Origin of the sequence: Sphingopyxis sp. OAS728 (assembly GCF_014873485.1) — a bacterium.
Taxonomy (GTDB): Bacteria; Pseudomonadota; Alphaproteobacteria; order Sphingomonadales; family Sphingomonadaceae; genus Sphingopyxis.
Window position 1 is genome coordinate 4,262,007 of record NZ_JADBDT010000001.1, and the last position, 21,499, is coordinate 4,283,505.

Here is a 21,499-nt window from a genome sequence, read left to right on the forward strand (position 1 = left end):
GAGTCGGCGAGGGAGTCGCACATGCCCGCTTATTTCATGATGATATCCGACGCAGAGGCGCGCGCGGCGAAGCGGGTCGATTTTATCGCCGAAAGCCCCGACCAGGCATTTCAGGTAGCGCGCAATGTGACCGACGGCACTTATTGCGAACTCTGGGACCACGACAAGTTGCTGGCACGGATGACCAAGAGCGGTGCGGAGTTGTGGCAACTCCTGCCGACGACGCCTCCAAATCCCGAACAGTCCCCCGCCCGGCCAACATTAGTGAACACCGGCGCAGTTTGAGGCGGGGCCGCAACATCGAGCGAATGAGGGACTGCGGGTCGGCGCATCGTGGGTTTCTGCACGATTCCAAAGGTAAGCGGCGTTTGTTTCCAAATCGCATCGCCCCTAACGGGTCTCGATCGGGGCGCGGAACGCGCCGTTTCTCGTGCCGGTCGATCGCATGGACGCGCGGCGCGATCCGGCTCATGACGGCGGCCACATATCCCGAACCGAAGCCGATTTCGAGGATCCGGTCTTCGGGCAGTATTTCAGCCGCCTCGAGCAGGAGGCCGACGATGTACGGCTGCGATATCGTCTGTCCGGCCTCAATCGGCAGCGGAGTGTCCTTAAAAGCGAATTCCGCGAGCGCATCGGGAATGAAGCGCTCGCGGGGGACTTCGCGCATCGCGTCCAGCACTTTTGAATCGCGCAGGCCACGTGCGACGAGCTGATAGTCGACCATCACGTCCCGGCGATCCTTCAAGTCCGCTATGACGGCCTCCGGCTAGCCCTTCGCGCGGCGGCGGCGGGTTTCCCAGCCCTTTTTGGCAGCGGCCGAGCGATCGGCATGGCTCTGGCTCGATCCGCCCTTGCGGCCGCCCTTACGCGAGGACTCGTGCGTATCTTTCACGCCGCGGCCGGAGCCCGACTTGTTGCCGCCGCCCGACTCCTTGTTTACCGTCGCCCAAGCGCGGCTTTCGGCTTCCTTCTTGCCGACGCCGCGCTTCTCATAACCTTCCTCGATATGTTCGGCCTTGCGTTTTTGCTTGTCGGTGTAACTCGACTTGTCGCCTCGGGGCATGATCCGTCTCCTCGGTCCCCCCTCGATATTCTGCGGTTAGAAGGGGTAGGTGGCCCCGTAATAGTCATAGACGCCGCGGCCATAGTCGCGGTCGAACGCGGGTTCCTCGTCGGCGCGGTAGCGCGGCGCCTTTTCAAGAAGGCTCTTGTCGAGATTGACGACATAGCCGCCCTGGCCGGTCTCATAGGTAAGAACGTCCCACGGAAGCGGGTAATGGTCGCTGCCGAGGCCGAAGAGGCCGCCGAACTGGAGAACGGCATATTCGACGCGGCCCGACCGCTTGTCGACCATGAAATTAAAGATCGAGCCGAGCTTCTCGCCTCCCTGATTATAGACGGCGGTACCCTCGACCTTGTTCGAGGCGATCAGACGACTGGTTTCGTCGGTGGCGATATCGGTGGTCATGGAGCATCTCCTTTGGTGGGGGATATCCTTGGCAACGCGCGGAGGGCGGCATCTATCCGACCGATTTACCACGGTTCGTCGCAAATGCCCGACTGGCAGGCTCAGATCGGTGTCGGGTTCGCCTTCATGTCGGCGGGGATCAGTTCCTTCAGCCGGTCGATAGTGCTGGCGGCATCCTTGTGGTGAAGGAAGATACCGCCCGCGGCTTCCCAGAGATGGGCGTGTTTGAGTTGGTCGTCGACAAGAATGTCGCCTTGCTGTGCGTGGTTGCGCTTGTCGACCGCCATCACGGTCAGGATCTGCGTCCCGGGGAAATGCTCGGCGGCCCACCGGATCTTCTGCGCCGCGGCCCAGTTGCCGCGCGGCAGCCCAGTCAGAATGACCGGACCGAGGTGGCGCACGGCGGCGAACAATTCCATCGCGTCGGGCATGAGCGGGAGCGTACCGTAAAAGTCGGGGTGGCGCGCTATTTCGCGCCAAAAGGCGGCGATGCCGTGGCGCTTCTCGTAGGCACGAGGCGGCATCCCCAACAGCTCGGTAGCGCCGCGCTCGAAGTCGGCCAAAACGCCGTCGCAGTCGAGATAGAGTTGCATTCAGGATTTCCAGCGCGCCGGCTCGAGCATGATCGCGATCGGCGGATCGACCGGCCGCCAGCCGCATTGGGCAATAACGTCGTTGCTCTCCTTTGCCTTGCGCCCCTTCGCGAGCGACCAGGTCAGATGATAGTGGCTGCCGTCTCCGCGTTCGCTCCTGCCTCCGATCGCGACGACAAGCGCTTGAACGCCCAAGCCGTCATCGGCCTCGCCGATCACGGCACCAGCATGTTCGGTCGGAAGCGCGGTCTGCACATCGGTCCCGTAGCGCAGCGTCACATGGTCCGCGACGACCTTCGGGTATCGCGCCGAAAAGCGCATCATGAGCGCCTCGCGCTGGGCATCGGGTAGTCGCCACCCGGTGATGCTGCGGGACATGGCTATTTCTGCTCTCGGGCCAGTCGCGCGCGGTCGCGGCGAATGCTGACAAGGATCCGAATGATCGCACCCCATAGGAGACCGACTGCGATGAGCAGCGGGGAGAGGGCTTCGAGTAGGGGCGATGGCGTCATTGTAATTCCTCGGATGCGACTTCCAAGAAACCCGGAACGACGGCTAAAGATGCACGCCAGATCGGCCGGTAGGGTCTCGTTCGCGTGGGCAGGGCCAGATGCTCGTGGCGGTTGGACAGGAAGGGTGCGCACCATGATCGAATTCAGCGACCAGCCGTCGGTCGCTCGACGTCTGAAGGGTTCACTTGTCGCGCGGTTCCTTGAGCTGGCTTCCGGCGATGATCTGTTTGCCCGCGCGCTTCGCCCGTACCGCCTCGAGGAGAGTGCGAGCGGCGTTGCGGACCTCCTCCTGTACGGCCTTGTCCCTGTCGAGCGCTTCATGGCTCGTCGCATAGAGTTCGAAATAGCCGATGTAGCGGTCAAGCTCTGCGCGCGGTCCCGCAGGCGCGAGCGCGAGGGTTGCCAGCCAGTCGGAGAGGCTGCGGCGAACATTTTTTGCACCCTCGGTGTCACCATGAACGACGACAGCGAACTGACGGCCCTCAAGGGGCCGAGGATAGTCCCAGCCGGCCAGCTCGATCGCCTTCGCTTTGGCCGCATCCTTGCCTTGTGTGCTTGTGGGATCGGGATTGCCGCCGTCCATGCACACCATCCGGTCCATCATGAGCTTCAGAGGCGACGTCGCCATATACCAGTTGACCGGCGTGATCAGGAAAATGCCGTGCGCGCGTATCCACATCGGGTAAATGTCGTTCATCCAGTCCTGCGTCTGGCCCAATGAATGATTGGGATAGCAGCTGCACGGAAAGTGGCAGAGGGGCGCCGCCGTCGAGAAGCACGCCTTGCAGGGGTGGATGTTGCGGCCATATTCCGAAGCCAGCCGGCTGAGATCAAGTGTCTCGATCCGCGTGTCCGGCTGCTGGAGCTCGTCGCCGGCGATCTCGGCGAGGCGCCAGCTTTTCGACATCTCGCCTGGGCATGTATGTTCCGACCGCGGCGAGGCATTGATGACGAGCATGCGGCAGACGCCGTCGGCGCGCTCATAGTCGGCGCGCGCGCTCGCGACCGCGTCATATGCGGCGAGCCAGTCAACCGAGAGATCATAATCCGGATCGGCGAAGCTTGTACCTGCTTTGACGGTCTGCGGGCTCTTGCGTTCGTCGCGATAGGCATTCCATGCAACCGCGGCCAGTTTTCCGATCTCGGCGCGCAGGCTGTCAAAACCCGGATCGCGAAACTGTTCGATGTAGCGCTGCTTGAACGCGGGTTCGTCGAGCTTGGGGTCGGGCATGCCCTTGCGCGGCGACGGTTGGCTCTTCTGACGTTCCATATAGTCGGAACGATGTGCGGAGTTCGCGGTTGCATGTGCGCCAAGTGACGTCCGTTATGTCTATCTGCGCCACCCGAAGCTGCCAGTGAGCAATTGGCCATGGCCAGCGGTTGAACCCCGGCACCCTCCAAGTGTCTGTCGCGGCCGGAAAGGGGTGGGAACCGGACGGCAAACCACTCCCGCTTCGTCATCCCGGACTTGATCCGGGATCCACGACGACGGCGCAGCTATGGATCCCGGATCAAGTCCGGGATGACGAGAAGGAGGTCCACAATCGGTCGCGAGCTGTCATTCTCGCTCCGCCGACATGAACGTCCGCTTCTCTAGGTGCGCCGGCTAAAAGCAGTCCGACACCGGCCAGAGATTCTATCCATTTATTTCCAGCAGTTCTCGCTCTGTCGGCTCATTCTGCTCCTAGCGCAGCCTTGAGCGGTTCAAGCCAGGCCAGATAATCGCTAGACGATTCTTTCATCCGATTTATGGGAGCGCGAACCTGTTGCGCGCTGGGTGTAAAAACGGCCCGGCGGTTTCTGTGCGGTGCCAGGCAGGATGTCGCGAAAGGGAGGTCGAGGCTATCGAGCAGCGCTCCGATCTCCCGATCCGGATCGTCTACGAGCCGATCATAGTCGATATCGAACATTCTCTCGGGCACGGAAGCTTGAGCGCTTTCCATCATTCCGCGATAGGCGCGGTAATATCGGCCGAGGTCTTCAAGACCGTTCGGAAAATCGGTGTTGCGGTTAAAATAGGTTGTGTAGGCCGAGAAGCAGCAGGCCATCGCGTCGCGCCGGACATCGATAATCCGCGCACCCGGCAATATCCGGAGAATGAGTGCAATGAAGCGCCAGTTGGATGGCATCTTGTCCGTGAAAAAGGGGCGGCCGGTTCGACGATATCGGCCTGCTCGCGCTAGATAAACGGTAGCAAGATCCATCGCTTCTGCCCGTGTCAATGTCTGCAGACGGGAGAAAAAGTCGTCCGGCGCATCGAAAGCGCCTATCGATGCCGCGACCTCCTCAAGCGCGGACAGTTCACCAAGGCCTTCGACGTCAGGATGGCTTGCCAAAATCTGTTCGACGAGCGTTGATCCCGACCGCGGCATGCCAACGATAAAGATCGGTCCGCACTCTTGCGAAAGAGAGCTTTTCCTCGCTTCGAAAAGCGTCGGCCGCATGTTTCTGTGCGCCTCGACAAAGGCCGCAAGCCGTGCGGCATCATGCGGAACAAGCTTTTCACGCAACGTGTTAGCTTGGGAGAAATTTTCAAATGATCGGCGGAAGTCTCGTTGCTCGCCCAGCGCGCGGCCGAGTGCGAAAAAAATCTGTACGCACTGATAAGGGTCCGCAACCATACCAATCGCGCGTTTCATGACCGCAATGTCAGCGGCCGAAAAGGCGTCGCCGCGCAAATTGGCGATCCCGAGCCAGGCCCCGCCGAGTTCGGGCGCGCGCTCAACGGCGTTGCGATAGGCGGAGGCTGCCTCGGACGTGAAGCCTGCAGCCGCAAGATCATTCGCGAAATTGCACCAGAGTATAGCGATATGCGGCGCCATGGCGACAAGCCTGCGGTGGACATCGATCGCTTCGCTGGCACGCCGCTCAGCGGAGAGGACGCCCGCCCGTAACGAAAGCGGCCAGATGTTCGACGGCCGGCGGCGCGCCTCACGATCGAGATGAAGCAGGGCTTCGTCGGCGCGGGCCGCGTTACACAGGTGGAATACTAAGGCGGCATGCGCGCGAGCGGAATCCGGGTCCGCCGCAATCGCGTCGCGCAGTCGTTGCTCTTCGTCGAGGTGCTCCAAATTCACCGTCCTCGTTCGCGCTTTGGAGGTAACATCATGGCGCGCATTATCTTGGCGGCCGCTCTTGGCGCAAGGGATCCGTGGCGGTCTGACGAGCCGAGAGGGCGAATATCATGATGTTACCCGACCTCAGCCGCTCGCATCGATACGGTAACATACCCCCATTCACTGTCATTTCGTAACCTTCTGATAATAATTTCATTTATATTATGTGCCGGCCTCATTTCAGGGGATCGGCGGCACCGGCTGCCCGCCCCGCGCGGGTCGTGAACAGGGGGATGAGTCATCAAAGGTCGCGATTTGTCCGCCGTCCTCGATCGTCCGTACGTTGCGCGGCCCTGCCGGACGCCCGATCAATTTGAATATCCGCTTACCAACCTTCCCAGCTCGCCTGCCCGGCGGGCATTTTTGCGTTCAAGGATAACCCATGGTCGATAACCGCATGATCCGTCGAATCGAACGGAGCGCACGCGTTCGTTCGCGGCGACTTCTCTGCGGCGCTTCGCTTGCCGCAGTGCTCGCATGCGTGCCCATGAGCGCGCACGCAGAGGATCGCTACTGGGATGCCAATGGCACCGCGGTAGGCTCGGGCGGCACCGGCACCTGGAATCTTGCCAATCTCAACTGGAGCCCCAACGGCGATGGCGTCAGCGGGCCTTTCGTCGAACCTTGGGTCAATGGCGATCTCGACACTGCGATCTTCGGCGGTACCGCGGGGACTGTGACCGTCGGCGTGCCCGTGACGGTAGGCAACATAACCTTCAGTTCGGCAGCCTATGTGCTGAACGGCAGCGCGATCACGCTGGGCGGCCCCAATTCGACGATTACGACCAATAGCGGCAACGCGACCATCAACAACGAGTTGCGGGGAACAGCGGGGCTGGTCAAGACTGGTGCGGGTGGGCTGATCCTCAACGGCGCCAACAGCTTCACGGGCGACATTCAACTCAACCAGGGCGCTATTTATGCCGGCAGCGATGCTGCCTTGGGAAACACGGCGAACAACATCTTCACCGCGGCGGGAGCCTCGGTCCGGCTCGCGATTTTTGGCGGACCGACAAACCGCACCGTAACGATCGGTGACGGTGGCACACTGAACCTGGAACGCCCCGGCGCTGGGTCTGCCTTGATCAAGGGGAATGGCCGGGTCGTGACGACCACGACCGGTGTCACGCTGAGCAACGACGCGAATAGTTACACCGGCCAGACGATCTTCAGCGGATGCAACGGCGTTTGCTCGACATCCTTTACCTCAATCGGGAACCTCGGGGAGACGAGTTCACTTGGCGCGCCGACGACCGTGATTAACGGTACGATCGTCTTCAACCAGTCGAGCCAATATTCCGATAATCTGATCTACATTGGAGACGGCGACAGCTCGAACCGGAATTGGGATCTCAACGGCGAGGCGGCCAATGTTCGCAACCAGGGGTCGGGGACACTCTCGATCACGGGGAATGTCGATGTTTCGACCGGAGGCAGCTTTCTTGCCGACACCGCGGACATTGAATTGCTCGGCACGCTGAGCGGCGGCAATTTCGGATTCAACGGCGCGGCCGGTAATGCGGTCCTCGTGGAAGGAGCGAACACGTTCACGGGGAACGCGTCGATTGCGGGACTCGTCAGGATCACGACACTCGCGAATATCGGCGCCGCCAGTTCGCTTGGCGCGGGGACGAATATCGTAATGGGCAACGGCGTCCTGAGCTATCTCGGCGCCGGCTCCACCAGCAATCGCGTCTGGTCCTTGAACGGCATCAACAGCATCCTGAATAATGGTACGGGTGGGCTTTCGCTGAGCGGCGGGATCGCGTTCAATCCGGCTGGCCCCGCCGACAGCCTGACCTTGGGCGGCAGCTTCGGCGGCACGAACCTTGTCTCGGGGATAATATCGGGCACGGGCGGCTTGGTCAGCAATGGCTCGGGGACGTGGACGTTGAACGGTGCAAACACGTTCACCGGGACGACGACCGTGAATAGCGGAACGCTCCGAGCTGGCGGAGCGTCTGCCTTCGGTGCAACTGCGGGGCTGATCGTAAACGGCGGAACGCTGGACCTCGGAGGCTTTGACCTGCCCGCCTCCTCGCTTTCGGGAACAGGTGGCATCGTCGCCCTTGGCGGGAACACGCTGACCGTTCGCGCGGCGACCAGCCAGTCCTATGGCGGTAGCATTACGGGTACCGGCGGTCTTACCAAACTGGGAGCCGGAACGCTAACCCTGACAGGCTCGAACATTTATGCTGGTCCCACGCAAGTCGGCGGCGGCAGGCTCGCGCTGGATTTTTCCGCTGCGACGAGCCCCTCAGATAATATCATCTCGGGATCATCGCCGTTGATTTTGTCCGGCGGTTCGCTGGACGTACTCGGTGCGACGGGCGAAACGAATAACCAGACATTCAGTGGACTGACCGTCGTTGCGGGCGGAAACACGGTTCGCGCGATCAGCGGCGCGGGCGGAATCCTCAATCTCAACCTCGGCGCAATCACCCGCGCGGGCGGGCTTGTCAATTTCGTGCTGCCCACGGGCGGGGCGATCACGACGAGCAACGCCGACGGCGTTCTCGGCGGCTGGGCGACGATCAACGGATCGGACTATGCGAAGGTTATCGGCGGCGGCATCGTCGCCTTCGACGCCAGCGACTATACCACCAAGGACGACGCGGGCACATGGGCGAACGGCGATATCATCAGCGATACCGCAGGCACCGCAAATTCGCCCTTTTTCGGCACGGTCACAGGCACTGTGCAGCTCGGCGGATTGCGTTACACGGCCGCCGCCAATTCCGGCATCGGCATCGGCGCCGGAAACACGCTCGGAATCGACGGCACGATCATCGTTGCGCCCAGCACATTGGGCACCAACCAGACCATCAGCGGCGGATTCCTGACCGGCAGCAGCGGCGGCGGAACGCTCGGCGTCCAGCAAAACGGCACGGGCGTGCTCATCATAAACTCGACGATCGTGAACAATAGCGGCGCGACGAGCTTCGCCAAGAGCGGTGGCGGTACGGCGCGGCTGAACGCCGCGAACAGCTACACCGGCGGCACGACGCTGAGCGGCGGGCGCCTCGAAGTCGCGTCGCTCGCCAATGGCGGCGTCGCGAGCAGCATCGGTGCGTCGAGCGCCGATGCGGCGAACCTCATCCTCGAGAGCGGTACGTTGGCCTATACCGGCGGCGTCGACGTGGTCTCCAATCGCGGCATGACGCTCGTCAACGGCGGTGCCGAGCGCGCGATTCAGGTCGATACGGGACGAAGTGTCGAGTTTTCGGGGCTCGTCACCAGCCCCGATGATGCGGGCCTGACCAAGACGGGCTGGGGCACGCTCGTTCTGTCGAATGCCGCCAATGATTATGTGGGCGTCACGACGATCACCCAATCGTCGGCGGCGGGATCGAGCACGCTCTCGGTCAATACCCTGTCGAACGGCGGTGTGGCGAGCGGCATCGGCGCTGCGAGCAGCGATTCGGCCAACCTCGTCATGAGCAACGGCGCGAAGTTGCAATATACCGGCGGCACGGTGACGATCGACCGCGGCTTTACGCTGGCGGCTGGGCAGGGCGGTATCGATGTCGCCAATGCAGGAACGACGTTGACGGTCGGCGGCATTGCCACCGGTGCCGGGTCCTTCTTCAAGGATGGCGCAGGTACGCTTGTCCTCAGCGGCACGAACACCTACGCGGGCGATACGGTAGTCAATGCTGGCGTCTTGCGCGCGGGCTCGGCGCGCGCCTTTGGCGCCGGAGGCCGCTACATCACGGTAAACAGCGGCGCGACGCTGGATCTCGGCGGGTTCAACATCAGTGCCGCGGCGGTTATCGGCGACGGGTTGATCGATCTTGGCGGGCGGACGCTGACGACGGGCGGCGGCGGCGGTGTCTTCACAGGCCGCATAACCGGTACGGGCGGCTATACGCGTATCGGCGGCCTTACCCAGACGTTCAGCGGCTGCAACAACGACTACACCGGCGTCACGACGATCGGCGGGGCGGTTTCGATCGACTGTATCGCAAACGGCGGACAGGCGAGCGGCATCGGCGCCTCGTCGGCTGCCGGGTCGAACCTGGTCTTCACGAACGGCTCGCTCGTTTATACGGGCGCCAGTGTTGCGACCGATCGCGGCTTCACCCTTACTGGCGACGGCGCTATCAACGTCGTCGATGCCGGTACGACGCTTGAATTCTCGGGTGCGATCACCGGCGGCCGCCATCTCGCGAAGACTGGCGCAGGAACGTTGCTCCTGTCGGGAACAAACAGCTCGACCGGCAATCTGCGCGTAATCAACGGTACGGTTCGTGTCGGGTCGACCAGCGCTTTGGGTGCCGGCGGCGTATCGCTCGACAACACGGCGGGCGTCCTGCTCGACCTTGACGGCTATGACAACTCTGTCCTCAACCTGACCGGCGGTGGTGTGCTGGGCGGGAACATCGCGCTTGATGGCGCGACGCTGACGATCACCAACGGCGGCAGCGCCGCGGCCACTTTCGGCGGTGCGATCTCGGGCAGCGGCGGGCTCATTAAGACCGGCGGGGCTTTCCAGCAACTGACGGGCTGTTCGAGCAGTTACAGCGGAACGACCGTCATCAATCAGGGCATCCTTTCGGTCGCCTGCCTTGACGACGGCGGCGCGAGCAGTTCGATCGGATCGTCCTCGTCGGCGGCGAGCAACCTTGTCATCAGCGGCGGTACACTACAATATGTCGGCACGGGCGGAAGCACGAACCGCCAGTTCACGCTCGGCGCCTCGGCGGCAAGCAAGCTCGATGCTTCGGGCGCCGGGGCGATCGAATTCACCCACGCCGGTCCGCTGACCTTCGCCAATGCGAACACGGCGCAGACGCTGACGCTCGGCGGCACGAGCACGGCGAATAATATCCTGGGCGCACAGCTTACTAACAACGGCATCGGCGTTACGAACCTGACCAAGACCGATGCGGGCATCTGGATTCTGACTAACGCGGGCAGCACCTATACCGGCGTCACGACGATCAGCGGCGGCGTTCTCGGCGTCGACAAGCTTACCGACGGCGGTCTGGCAAGCAGCATCGGCGCGTCGTCGAAACTGGCATCCAACCTTATCATCGGCAATGGTTCGACGCTGCGCTATACCGGTAGCGGCGATACAACGAACCGCCTGTTTACCCTGTCGCAGGGCGTCACCTTCATCGAATCGTCGGGCACGGGGGCTATCGTCTTCACCGATACCGGACCGGTGACGCTGCAGGGCAGCAACCAGGCACGCACTATCGCACTGGGCGGCACCAACACGGGTAATAACACGCTGGCCGGCTCGATCGGCAACGCCGGCACTGGCGTTACGACGCTCGCGAAAAACGACAGCGGCACCTGGGTCCTCACCGGCAATCACAGCTATACCGGATCGACCAACGTCAACGCTGGAACGCTGTTCATCGGCGGCGGCGGTGCCACAGGTTCGATCGCGAGTGCGCTCGTCAACAATTTCGGCACGCTCGGCTTCAATCGCAGCGACCTGCTCGCCTATGGCGGGCAGATTGTCGGCACCGGATCGCTGCGGCAGACGGGGGCGGGGACGACGGTCCTCACCGGCACCAACAGCTACACCGGCGGCACGACGATCGACGCGGGCACGCTCCAGCTCGGCAATGGCGGGACGACGGGCAGCATCGTCGGCGACATCGTCGACAACGGGCTGCTGGTCTTCAATCGTTCGGACCTCGTCAATTTCAACGGCCTCATCTCCGGCAGCGGCGCGGTGCGCCAGTTCGGCAGCGGCACGACGGTGCTATCGGGCATCAACAGCTACGCCGGCGGCACCTCTATCCTCGGCGGTACCTTGCAGGTGTCGGCCGACGCCAATCTCGGCGCGGCGACGGGCGGCCTTGCCTTCTCTGGCGGCACCCTTCGAACGACCGCATCCTTTGCCAGTGCGCGGAACACCAACCTCACCGGCGGCGGCACGTTACTGACCGATGCCGGAACGAACTTTGCGCTCGGCGGCCTGATCTCGGGCGCGGGCAGTCTCGGCAAAACGGGCACGGGCATCCTGACGCTCAGCGGCAACAACAGCTATGCCGGCGCGACCAACGTCAACGCCGGGACGCTTCGCATCAACGGCGATCAGTCGGCGGCGACGGGCCTCGTGACCGTTGCGTCAGGCGCGACGCTTGGGGGCAGCGGGACGATCGGCGGCAGCGTCAATGTGCTGAACGGCGGCATCCTTGCGCCGGGCAACAGCCCTGGCACGCTCAACATCAATGGCGATCTGTCTCTCACGGCCGGTTCGGTGCTGAACTTCGAATTCGGTCAGGCCGATGTCGCGGGTGGTCCGCTCAACGATCTGATCAATGTGGGCGGCAACCTGACGCTCGACGGCACGATCAACGTCAATGTGTCAACCGGCGGCAATTTCGGCGGCGGCCTCTATCGCGTGTTCAACTATGCCGGCTCGCTCACCGACAACGGGCTCGCGCTGGGCTCGATGCCGCCGGGAAGCAATGTCACTGTTCAGACCTCGGTCGCGGGGCAGGTGAACCTGATCAATAGCGACGGCCTGTCGCTCAGCTTCTGGGACGGCGCCGGCGGACCCAAGTTCAACAATGTGGTCAACGGCGGTAACGGCAGCTGGCACCTCGGCGGTGCCGACAACAACTGGACGGGCGCCGATGGCGCGGTCAACGCGGCCTATGCCGACGGGACCTTCGCGATTTTCGCGGGAGCGCCGGGCACGGTAACGGTCGACAACAGCGGCGGCGCGGTCACCGCGGCGGGCATGCAATTTGCGACGGGTGGTTATCTGGTGGGTGGCGGACCGATCACGCTGGTCGATCCCGATGCGATCATCCGCGTTGGCGATGGCACGGCAGCGGGCGCGGGTTATGTCGCGACGATCAATGCCAATCTCACCGGCGCGAGCCGACTGGTCAAGACCGACGCGGGCACGCTGGCCCTGAACGGCACCAACAGCTACACCGGCGGCACCGCGATCAACGGCGGTCTTCTCCAGATCACGAGCGATGTCAATCTGGGCGATGCGGCAGGCGACATCAGCTTCGATGGCGGCACGTTGCAAGTGATCGCCCCGATCGTCACGAACCGCGATATCGACTTCACCGGCAGCGGCACGATCGACGTCGCGACCGCCTTCAATGCGGGTACGACGCTGACGCTCGCAGGCGACACCAGCGGTGCGGGCGCGCTGACCAAGACCGGGATCGGCATGCTGATCATCACCGGCGATGCGGCGCACACGGGGCTCACGACAATCGCGCAGGGCGGAATGCGGATCGGCGATGGCGCCACCAGCGGCTCGATCGCCGGCGATATCGCGCTCGATGCCGGCACCGCGGTCAGCTTTGACAGGTCCGACAGCCATAGCTATGGCGGCGCCTTCTCCGGCTCGGGCTCGGTTTCTGTCGACGGCGGGATATTGACGCTCACCGGCAACAGCAATTTCGGCGGAAATATCACCGCCCAGCCCGACAGCGAGCTTCGCATCAATGCGGGAAATACGGTCGCGACCACCGGAACCGTGACCGCCCAGGGCAGTGTGTTAGCCGTTTCGGGCATCGGTTCGACACTCATCACGACACGAGTTAACGGCGTGGTGACGAGCGCGAATGGCGCCACGATCAATGTAACGAACGGCGGGGTCATCCGGACCACCAGCGGTATCGGCATGCAGCTTCGTACCCTGACCGGCACCGGATCGGCGGACCTCAATATTTCCGGCGCCGGATCGCTCGTCGATCTTGGCGGCGGCCATTTGCAGGCGGCAACCGGCACGGCGTCGCGCTCGACGATCACGATCAGCAACGGCGGCAGCTTGCGTTCGGGGCAGCTTGCCGTGATCGGCTCGCTCTCGGGTAACACGACCCCCTCGATCGTTACCATCACCGGTGCCGGATCGAACTGGACCGGCAGCGGCATTTTCATCATGCGCAACGGCCAGTTCTCGGTACTCGACGGCGGCGCTGCGAGCTTTGCTACGGCGAGCATCGGAACGGTCGCGCAGGGCGCGAACGCGCTCGTCTCGGGCACGGGATCGAGCTTCGCGACCACGGGCCTCCTTTCGGTCGGCACGACCACCGGCAACGGAATCCTGACGATCGCCGACGGCGCGCAAGTAACCGGCGGCACGGGCATTTCGATTGCCGAAGATGCGGGGACGAGCGGCACGATCAATATCGGCGGGGTTGAGGGCGGCGCTGCGGCGGCTGCGGGCTTCCTGAATGGCGGCATCACCTTCGGGCCCGGCGCCGGCGAGCTGAACTTCAATCACACCGGCACTGACCATGGTTTCGCTAACGCCATCTCGGGGGCTGGCACGATCAAGCATGCGGCAGGCACGACGCGCCTGACCGGCGACAGCTCAGCCTATACCGGCACGACCTCGGTCGCGGGCGGCACGTTGTTGGTCGACGGTATCCTCGGCGACGCGGTGAGCCTCGTCAACGTCGCGACGGGCGGTACGCTGGGCGGCACCGGCACGATCGGCGGCAATTTCGCGCTTCTCGATGGCAACCTCAATCCCGGCGATATCGGTGGGATTCCGGGCCAGCTGACAATCGCGGGCAATCTCAGCCTGGCACCGGCGGCGACGCTCAACGTCGACTTCGGTCAGGCGAATGTCGTGGGCGGCGCGCTCAACGATCTGATCGAGGTCGGCGGCGACCTGACGCTCGACGGTACGCTCAATGTGTCAGTGACCTCGGGGGGCAGTTTCGATCCGGGCGTCTACCGTGTCATCAACTATGGCGGCACGCTGACCAACAACGGACTCACGGCCGATCCGGCTTATTTTGTTCAGACTTCGGTTGCGAACCAGGTCAATCTGGTGAACACGACCGGCCTCACGATGCGCTTCTGGGATGGCGTCAACGGGGGCAAGAATGACGGCGTGATCACCGGCGGAGACGGCTTGTGGCAGGCCAGCGGCGGAAACGACAACTGGACCGAATTTGACGGTTCGGCCAATGCGCCCTTCACCGATGATGCCTTTGCTGTCTTCTCCGGCGTCGGCGGCACGGTTACCGTCGATACCACTCTCGGGACCGTCACAGCGTCGGGGATGCAATTCGCTAGCGACGACTATATCATCACCGGGGAAGACATCGCCCTGGTCGCACCGGAATCGATCATTCGTGTCGGCGACGGGACTATGAACGGGGCGGCCTATACGGCGACAATCGCATCGAACCTGACGGGCGTGGGCGACTTCGTAAAGACGGACCTTGGCACCCTCATACTCACCGGTGCAAACAGCATCGCGGGCGACGTCTATGCTCGCGACGGGGACCTGCGGCTTGCCGATGGCGGCACGCTGACCAGCGCGAACGGATTTATTGGACCCGATGCGGGCAACGAAGGGAGCGTCACAGTCACCGGCAGCGACGGCGGCGGCAATGCCTCGACCTGGACGGTCGGCGATCTGATCGTTGGTTACAGCGGCACCGGCACGCTGAACATCGCCGATGGCGGCAAAGTATTCAGCACCGGTGGTTCCATCGGTCTCGACGATGGCAGCGTCGGCGAGGTTCTGGTGACGGGCCCGGGCTCGTCGTGGGAAAGCAGCGGACGTATCAATGTCGGCCAGTCCGGCACCGGCACCGGCAGCTTGCGGATCGAGGGCGGCGCCATGGTGAGGAGCAACGACGGGGTTGTTGGTGCTTCCGGACAGGGCGACGTCGTCGTTTCGGGTCGAGGCAGTTCCTGGATCAATGACGTGCAGCTGAGTGTCGGCAGCTTCGGCGCCGGCACGATGCGGATCGAAAACGGCGCGAGCGTCACGAGCAACCAAGGCTATATCGGCGCGAACAACACCGGCAGTGTCACAGTTACCGGCGCGGGTTCGAACTGGCTGATCACCGACTTTTCGATGACCGTCGGCAACGACGGCGCCGGCTCGCTCACGATCGAAAACGGCGGGCTCGTCCGGGCCGAGGGCGGCTTCGCGCTCGGCGTCGCTGCGGGTTCCAGCGGAACCGTCACCATTACGGGAACGGCGGGCAATCGCGGCGTTGTCGAAACCAGCCAGATCGGTGGCGGTCTCGGCACCGTCAACTTCTCGCTCGACGGCGGCGCGCTGCGCGCGACGGACGATAATGACAACTTCTTCACCGGCTTTGGCGTACGCGATATTGCGCTCGGCGCGAACGGCGGCTTCATCGACACCGACGGCCATGACATCGGCATTTCGCCGCGCTTCGCCGGCGCAGGCGGTCTGACCAAGGATGGCCTCGGCACGCTGACGCTGACCGGCGCCAGCAGCTATGCCGGTGCAACCCTCGTCAACGCAGGCACGCTGCTCGTCAGCGGCGACCAGTCGGCCGCCACCGGCCTGACGACGGTCTTCTCGGGCGCCACGCTTGGCGGCAACGGGATCATCGGCGGCGATGTCGATGTGCAGAATGGTGCTACGCTTGCGCCCGGCGAAAGCGTCGGCACGCTGACGATCAACGGCAATCTGTCGCTCGCCAGCGGTTCGATCCTGAACTACGAGTTCGGTCAGGCCGATGTCCCGGGCGGCGCGCTCAACGATCTGGTCGATGTCGGCGGCGACCTGACGCTCGACGGTACGATCAATGTCACGGTTCCGGCGGGGGGCAGCTTTGGCCCCGGCGTCTACCGCGTGTTCAACTATGGCGGCGCGCTGGTCGACAATGGGCTGACGCTGGGCACGCTTCCCGGCGGCACGGCCGGCGTCGAGGTCCAGACGTCGGTCGCCGGACAGGTGAACCTCGTCAATTCGATGGGGTTGGCGTTCAGCTTCTGGGATGGCGCCGCTGGACCCAAGCATAATGGCGCGCTCAATGGCGGCGATGGCGTGTGGCGCGTCGCGGGCGGCGCGAACAACTGGACCGATGCGAACGGCACGATTAATGCCGATTATGCGCAGGACAGCTTCGCGGTCTTCGCGGCGGCACCGGGCACAGTCACGATCGACAACAGCGGCGGTGCGGTTCTCGCCTCGGGCATGCAATTCGCCAGCGACGGCTATATTGTCACCGGCGACGCGCTGACGCTGACGGGGGCGCAGGCGCTCGTCCGGGTCGGCGACGGCAGCTCCGCGAGTGCGGGCTATACCGCGACCATCGGCGCCGACCTGACGGGTACGGCGATGCTGGTCAAAACCGATGCGGGCACGCTCGTCCTGTCGGGCACCAACAGCTATGCCGGCGGCACCGCGATCAACGGCGGCACCCTCCGCATTTCGTCCGACGCCAACCTTGGCGATGCGGCGGGCGGACTGTCGTTCGGCGGCGGCACGCTGCACACGACCGCCGCAATCGTTTCGAACCGCACGGTCGACCTCGCCGGCGATGCGACCTTCCTGACCGATGCAGGCCTGACGCTCGCGGGTGTCGTTTCGGGCGCGGGCAGCCTGACCAAAGATGGCGCGGGCACGCTCGTCCTGACGGCGGACAATGTCTACGCCGGCGATACGGTGATCCGCGCCGGACGCCTCGAGATCGGCGGCGGCGGGACCAGCGGTGCGATCGCCGGCGATGTCGTCAACGACGGCGTCCTGGCGTTCAGCCGGTCGGACGATGTGGTCTTTGCCGGACTGATTTCGGGCGGCGGTTCGCTCGAGCAAATGGGTCCGGGAAGGACGATCCTCACCGGCGACCATCTCTTCACGGGCGGCACGACCATCTCGGCGGGTACGCTGCAACTCGGCGATGGAGGCGCCTCGGGCTCGATCGCCGGCGACGTCGTCAACAATGGCCTGCTCGTCTTCAGCCGCGCCGACACCCATACTTTCGGGGGCGTGATTTCGGGCAGCGGTGCGGTCGACCAAAATGGTTCGGGCACCACGATCCTGACCGGCAGCAACAGCTATAGCGGGACGACCAGCGTCAGTGCCGGCACCTTGCTCGTCAATGGAGACCAGTCGGCTGCGACGGGCGCGACCAACGTCGGCGCAGGCGCGACGCTGGGCGGGACGGGCATCATCGGCGGCAATGTGTTGGTCAACAGCGGCGCCACGCTCGCCCCGGGCGCGGGTGCTCCGGGTACGCTGACGATCAACGGCAATCTCTCGCTCGCTGCCGGCGCGGAGCTCGGCTTCGAGTTCGGCCGCGCGAACGATGTTGGCGGTCCGCTCAACGACGTCGTCAACGTCGGCGGCGACCTTGTTCTCGACGGCACGCTCGACGTGGCGGTGCCCGCGGGTGGCGCATTCGACATCGGCCTCTATCGCATCATCAACTATGATGGGTCGCTGACCGATAACGGCCTCACCCTCGGGACGATGCCCACGGGCGCCAATGCGCAGGTGCAGACGTCGATCGCCGGCGAAGTGAACCTGATCAACACCGGGTCTGCGACGCTCAACTTCTGGGACGGCGCGGCCGGGCCGAAGTTCGACAATGTGGTGAACGGCGGCGACGGCGTCTGGCAGAACAGCACGGGCAACGACAATTGGGCCGACATCACGGGTGCGGTCAACGCGGGCTACGATGACGGCGCTTTTGCCATCTTCTCAGGCACCGCCGGAACGGTGACGATCGACAACAGCCTTGGCGCGATATCGGCGTCGGGCATGCAGTTCGCCTCGGACGGTTACCGTATCATCGGCAATGCGCTGACGCTGGATGGCGCGCAGGCGGTGATCCGTGTCGGTGACGGCACCGCGGCGGGCGCGGCCTACGTCGCGACGATCGATGCCGAACTGGGGGGCGCAGCGGGGCTGGTCAAGACCGATGCGGGGACGCTCGTCCTCACGGGCAGCAACAGCTACACCGGCGGCACGTCAATCAATGGCGGCAAGCTGCAGATCGGCACCGACGCCAATCTCGGTGCGGCGGTCGGGGCGATCCGTTTCGATGGTGGTACGCTGCATACGACGGCGAGCTTCTCATCGGCGCGCGACGTCGCGCTGATTGGCGCCGGCGGATTTAGCACCGATGCGGGCACGACGTTGACGCTCGCCGGCGCGCTGTCGGGCACCGGCAGCCTCTCCAAGAGCGGTGCGGGCACGTTGGTGCTCGGTGGCAGCGGCACCTTCGGCGGCGCCACGGTCGCCAACGGCACGATGTTCGTGAACGGCAATTACGCGGGAGCCGCCGGGTCTACAAGCGTCCTGGCAGGGGCGACGCTGGGCGGTACGGGTACGATCGGCGGCAACGTCACGATCGGCAATGACGCCACGCTCGCGCCCGGCGCGGGCTCGGCGGGAACGCTGACGATCGGTGGCAATCTGTCGCTGTCGGCGACGTCGCAGCTCGACTTCGAGTTCGGCGCCGCCGGCGTCGTTGGCGGCGCGCTCAACGATCTCGTCAACGTCGGCGGCAATCTGGTGCTCGACGGCGTGCTCAACGTCGGGGTGCCGGCGGGCGGCGCGTTCGACGTCGGTGTCTACCGCATTTTCAACTATGGCGGTGCGCTCACCAACAACGGCGTCACGCTCGGCACGCTGCCGGCGGGCGCCAACGCGAATGTGCAGACGTCGATTGCGGGGCAGGTCAATCTGGTCAATTCGGCGGGGCTGACGCTCAATTTCTGGGACGGCGCTGGCGGCCCGAAGAATAATGGCGTGATCAACGGCGGCACCGGCGTGTGGCAGGCTAGTCCGGGCAACGACAATTGGACCGGCGAGAATGGCGCGGTGAACGCAGGCTATACCGACGGCGCCTTCGCGATCTTCGGCGGCACCGGCGGCACGGTCACGGTCGACAACAGCCTCGGCGCGGTGTCGGCTTCAGGGATGCAGTTCGCAGCGAACGATTATGTGATCACCGGCGGGGGCATTGCCCTGACCGATGCGACCGCGACGATCCGCGTCGGCGACGGCAGCACTGCGGGTGCCGGCTTCACCGCGACGATCAATTCGGCGCTCAGCGGCGCGGCGCAGCTCGTTAAGTCGGACGCGGGCACGCTCGTGCTCGGCGGCACGAACAGCTACACCGGCGGCACGCAGATCGTCGGCGGTACGCTGCGCATCTCGAGCGACGCCAATCTCGGCACGGCGAGCGGCGACGTGACGCTCGACGGCGGCGCACTCGAGACGAGCGCCAACGTCACCAGCGTGCGCGACATTGTGGTGGCCAGCGGCGGCGCGATCGCGACCGCCGCCGATACGGTCTTTACGTACAATGGCCTGTTCTCGGGCACCGGCGCGCTGACCAAAAATGGCGCGGGCACCTTGCTTGTCACCGGCGACAACAGCGGCTTCGGCGGTAGTGCGACGGTCGCGGGCGGCACGCTTGCCGTTCAGGGCAGCCTCGGCGGCGCAGTGACCGTCGGCGCGGCGGGCCGTCTCGAAGGCGCGGGCCGCGTCGGGAGCCTCGCCAATGCGGGCGTCGTCGCACCGGGTAGCGGCATCGGTTCGCTGACCGTCGCGGGCGATTATGCCGGCAATGGCGGCGTGCTCGAAATCGAGGCCGCACTCGGCGGCGATGCCTCGTCCGCCGACCGTCTGATCGTGAATGGCGCCACGTCGGGCAACACACGCGTCACCGTAATCAACCGCGGCGGTTTGGGCGACCAGACGATCGAGGGGATCAAGATCGTCGACGTCGCCGGCGCATCGAACGGCAACTTCACGCTTGAGGGCGACTATCTGTTCGATGGCGAACAGGCGGTGGTTGTCGGCGCCTATGGCTATCGTCTGTACAAGAATGGCGTTTCGACGCCGCAGGACGGCGACTGGTATCTGCGCTCCGCGCTTCTCGCCGGCGAGAATCCGCAAGGCCCGCTCTATCAGCCGGGTGTCCCCGTTTACGAGGCCTATGTCGGCGCTCTCCATTCGCTGAACCGTCTTCCGACGCTGCAGCAGCGTGTGGGCAACCGGTCGTGGGCGGCGTCGCCGATCGACGGTGCGGGCCTGTGGGGACGGTTCGAATCCGAACGCCAGCGTCCTGAAGCACTGGCTTCGACCAGCGGCGCCGACCGCAAGGTCGACCAGTGGCAGGCGCAGCTCGGGCTCGACGCGGTGCTGACGACGCGCAGCGACGGCGCCGCGCTCGTCGGCGGGCTGACCGCGCATTATGGCAAGGCGGACAGCGCGGTGACGTCGGTCTTCGGCAATGGCACGATCGACACGCAGGGCTATGGCGTCGGTGCGACGATGACCTGGTACGGGCCGAAGGGCTTTTACGTCGACGGTCAGGTCAAGCTCAGCTGGTTCGACAGCGATCTGGCCTCGAACATCCTCGGGTCGCTCGCACTGGGTAACAAGGGTGATGGCCAGGCATTCAGCCTCGAACTCGGCAAGCAGACGTCGATCGGGCGGAATCTTTCGGTCACGCCGCAGATTCAGATGAGCTATGCCAAGGTCGATTTCGACCGCTTCGCCGATCCGTCCGATGCGTCGGTATCGGCGGCGAACGGCGAGAGCCTGAAGACACGCTGGGGCGTGGCGATCGATCATCAGACGAGCTGGAAGGGCCGATCGGGCGATACCCGCCGCACGCGCCTCTACACGGTGATGAACCTCAGCTACGAATGGCTCGACGGCGCTGTCGCCGACGTGTCGGGAACGCCGATCGTCAATCGCGACCACCGCCTGTCGGGCGAACTGGGGCTCGGCGGCAGCTACAGCTGGGGCGACGACCGGTTCACCCTCTATACCGAGGTGTCGGGCGACACGGCGATCGCCGACTTCGGCGCGGGCTATAATCTGAAGGGCACGGCGGGGTTCCGCGTGCGTTTCTGATCGCTGTCGATCCGGCGGCGGAAAGCGCGCGAGCCCTTGAGAGATTGTGAGGGGCGTCAGGTCAATTTGCGTCTGACGTCCGCTTCTTGCAAGTTGTCGTCAGAAGCTGACTGACCGCAAGCGGCCATGTTGAGCCTCCGAGGAAATGTCTGTCGCTATCCGCGAAGCCCTCTGGACAACCGAGTCGAAGTTCAGCAATGAGATGATATTATGTA

The 21,499-nt window shown here is 64.2% G+C and carries 8 protein-coding genes and 1 pseudogene; 2 read left to right on the forward strand and 7 right to left on the reverse strand.

Annotated elements, in window-relative coordinates; all coding sequences use genetic code 11:
* Nucleotides 1-21: 21 nt before the first annotated feature.
* Nucleotides 22-285 (forward strand): hypothetical protein, encoded by a 264-nt coding sequence (locus tag GGC65_RS23485; RefSeq protein WP_225941307.1) that lies wholly within the window; start codon nt 22-24, stop codon nt 283-285.
* A gap of 220 nt (nt 286-505) precedes the next feature.
* On the opposite strand, the pseudogene GGC65_RS23620 reads toward GGC65_RS23485, so the two are convergent.
* The 7 genes and pseudogenes from GGC65_RS23620 to GGC65_RS20220 all read right to left on the reverse strand — a co-directional run.
* A pseudogene (locus tag GGC65_RS23620) lies at nt 506-727 on the reverse strand (protein-L-isoaspartate O-methyltransferase family protein); the annotation flags it as partial.
* A gap of 42 nt (nt 728-769) precedes the next feature.
* On the reverse strand, nt 770-1,066 hold the full coding sequence (locus tag GGC65_RS20195; RefSeq protein WP_192648794.1) for a plasmid stabilization protein: 297 nt from the start codon (nt 1,064-1,066) through the stop codon (nt 770-772).
* Nucleotides 1,067-1,102: 36 nt separating this feature from the next.
* Nucleotides 1,103-1,471 carry a PRC-barrel domain-containing protein gene (locus tag GGC65_RS20200; protein ID WP_192648795.1) on the reverse strand — a complete coding sequence of 123 codons (369 nt, stop codon included), beginning with the start codon at nt 1,469-1,471 and terminating at the stop codon, nt 1,103-1,105.
* A gap of 101 nt (nt 1,472-1,572) precedes the next feature.
* Nucleotides 1,573-2,064 (reverse strand): 5' nucleotidase, NT5C type, encoded by a 492-nt coding sequence (locus tag GGC65_RS20205; protein WP_192648796.1) that lies wholly within the window; start codon nt 2,062-2,064, stop codon nt 1,573-1,575.
* Nucleotides 2,065-2,442, reverse strand: coding sequence for a hypothetical protein (locus tag GGC65_RS20210; protein WP_192648797.1), 378 nt, complete (start codon nt 2,440-2,442; stop codon nt 2,065-2,067).
* Nucleotides 2,443-2,757: 315 nt separating this feature from the next.
* Complete coding sequence (locus GGC65_RS20215; protein ID WP_225940930.1) at nt 2,758-3,846, reverse strand: flavodoxin family protein; 1,089 nt, start codon at nt 3,844-3,846, stop codon at nt 2,758-2,760.
* 403 nt (nt 3,847-4,249) lie between these two features.
* Complete coding sequence (locus GGC65_RS20220) at nt 4,250-5,647, reverse strand: tetratricopeptide repeat-containing sulfotransferase family protein (protein ID WP_192648798.1); 1,398 nt, start codon at nt 5,645-5,647, stop codon at nt 4,250-4,252.
* A 532-nt stretch (nt 5,648-6,179) separates the two neighbouring features.
* Here GGC65_RS20220 and GGC65_RS20225 point away from each other — a divergent pair.
* Nucleotides 6,180-21,284, forward strand: coding sequence for an autotransporter-associated beta strand repeat-containing protein (locus GGC65_RS20225; protein WP_192648799.1), 15,105 nt, complete (start codon nt 6,180-6,182; stop codon nt 21,282-21,284).
* The last annotated feature ends 215 nt before the right edge of the window (nt 21,285-21,499 follow it).

Excerpts from the sequence above, each read along its gene's own strand:
- GGC65_RS20215 (WP_225940930.1), bottom strand. The coding sequence starts at position 3,846 with ATGGAACGTCAGAAGAGCCAACCGTCGCCGCGCAAGGGCATGCCCGAC.
- GGC65_RS20195 (WP_192648794.1), bottom strand. The coding sequence starts at position 1,066 with ATGCCCCGAGGCGACAAGTCGAGTTACACCGACAAGCAAAAACGCAAG.
- GGC65_RS20200 (WP_192648795.1), bottom strand. The coding sequence starts at position 1,471 with ATGACCACCGATATCGCCACCGACGAAACCAGTCGTCTGATCGCCTCG.
- GGC65_RS20210 (WP_192648797.1), bottom strand. The coding sequence starts at position 2,442 with ATGTCCCGCAGCATCACCGGGTGGCGACTACCCGATGCCCAGCGCGAG.
- GGC65_RS20225 (WP_192648799.1), top strand. The coding sequence starts at position 6,180 with ATGAGCGCGCACGCAGAGGATCGCTACTGGGATGCCAATGGCACCGCG.
- GGC65_RS23485 (WP_225941307.1), top strand. The coding sequence starts at position 22 with ATGCCCGCTTATTTCATGATGATATCCGACGCAGAGGCGCGCGCGGCG.
- GGC65_RS20205 (WP_192648796.1), bottom strand. The coding sequence starts at position 2,064 with ATGCAACTCTATCTCGACTGCGACGGCGTTTTGGCCGACTTCGAGCGC.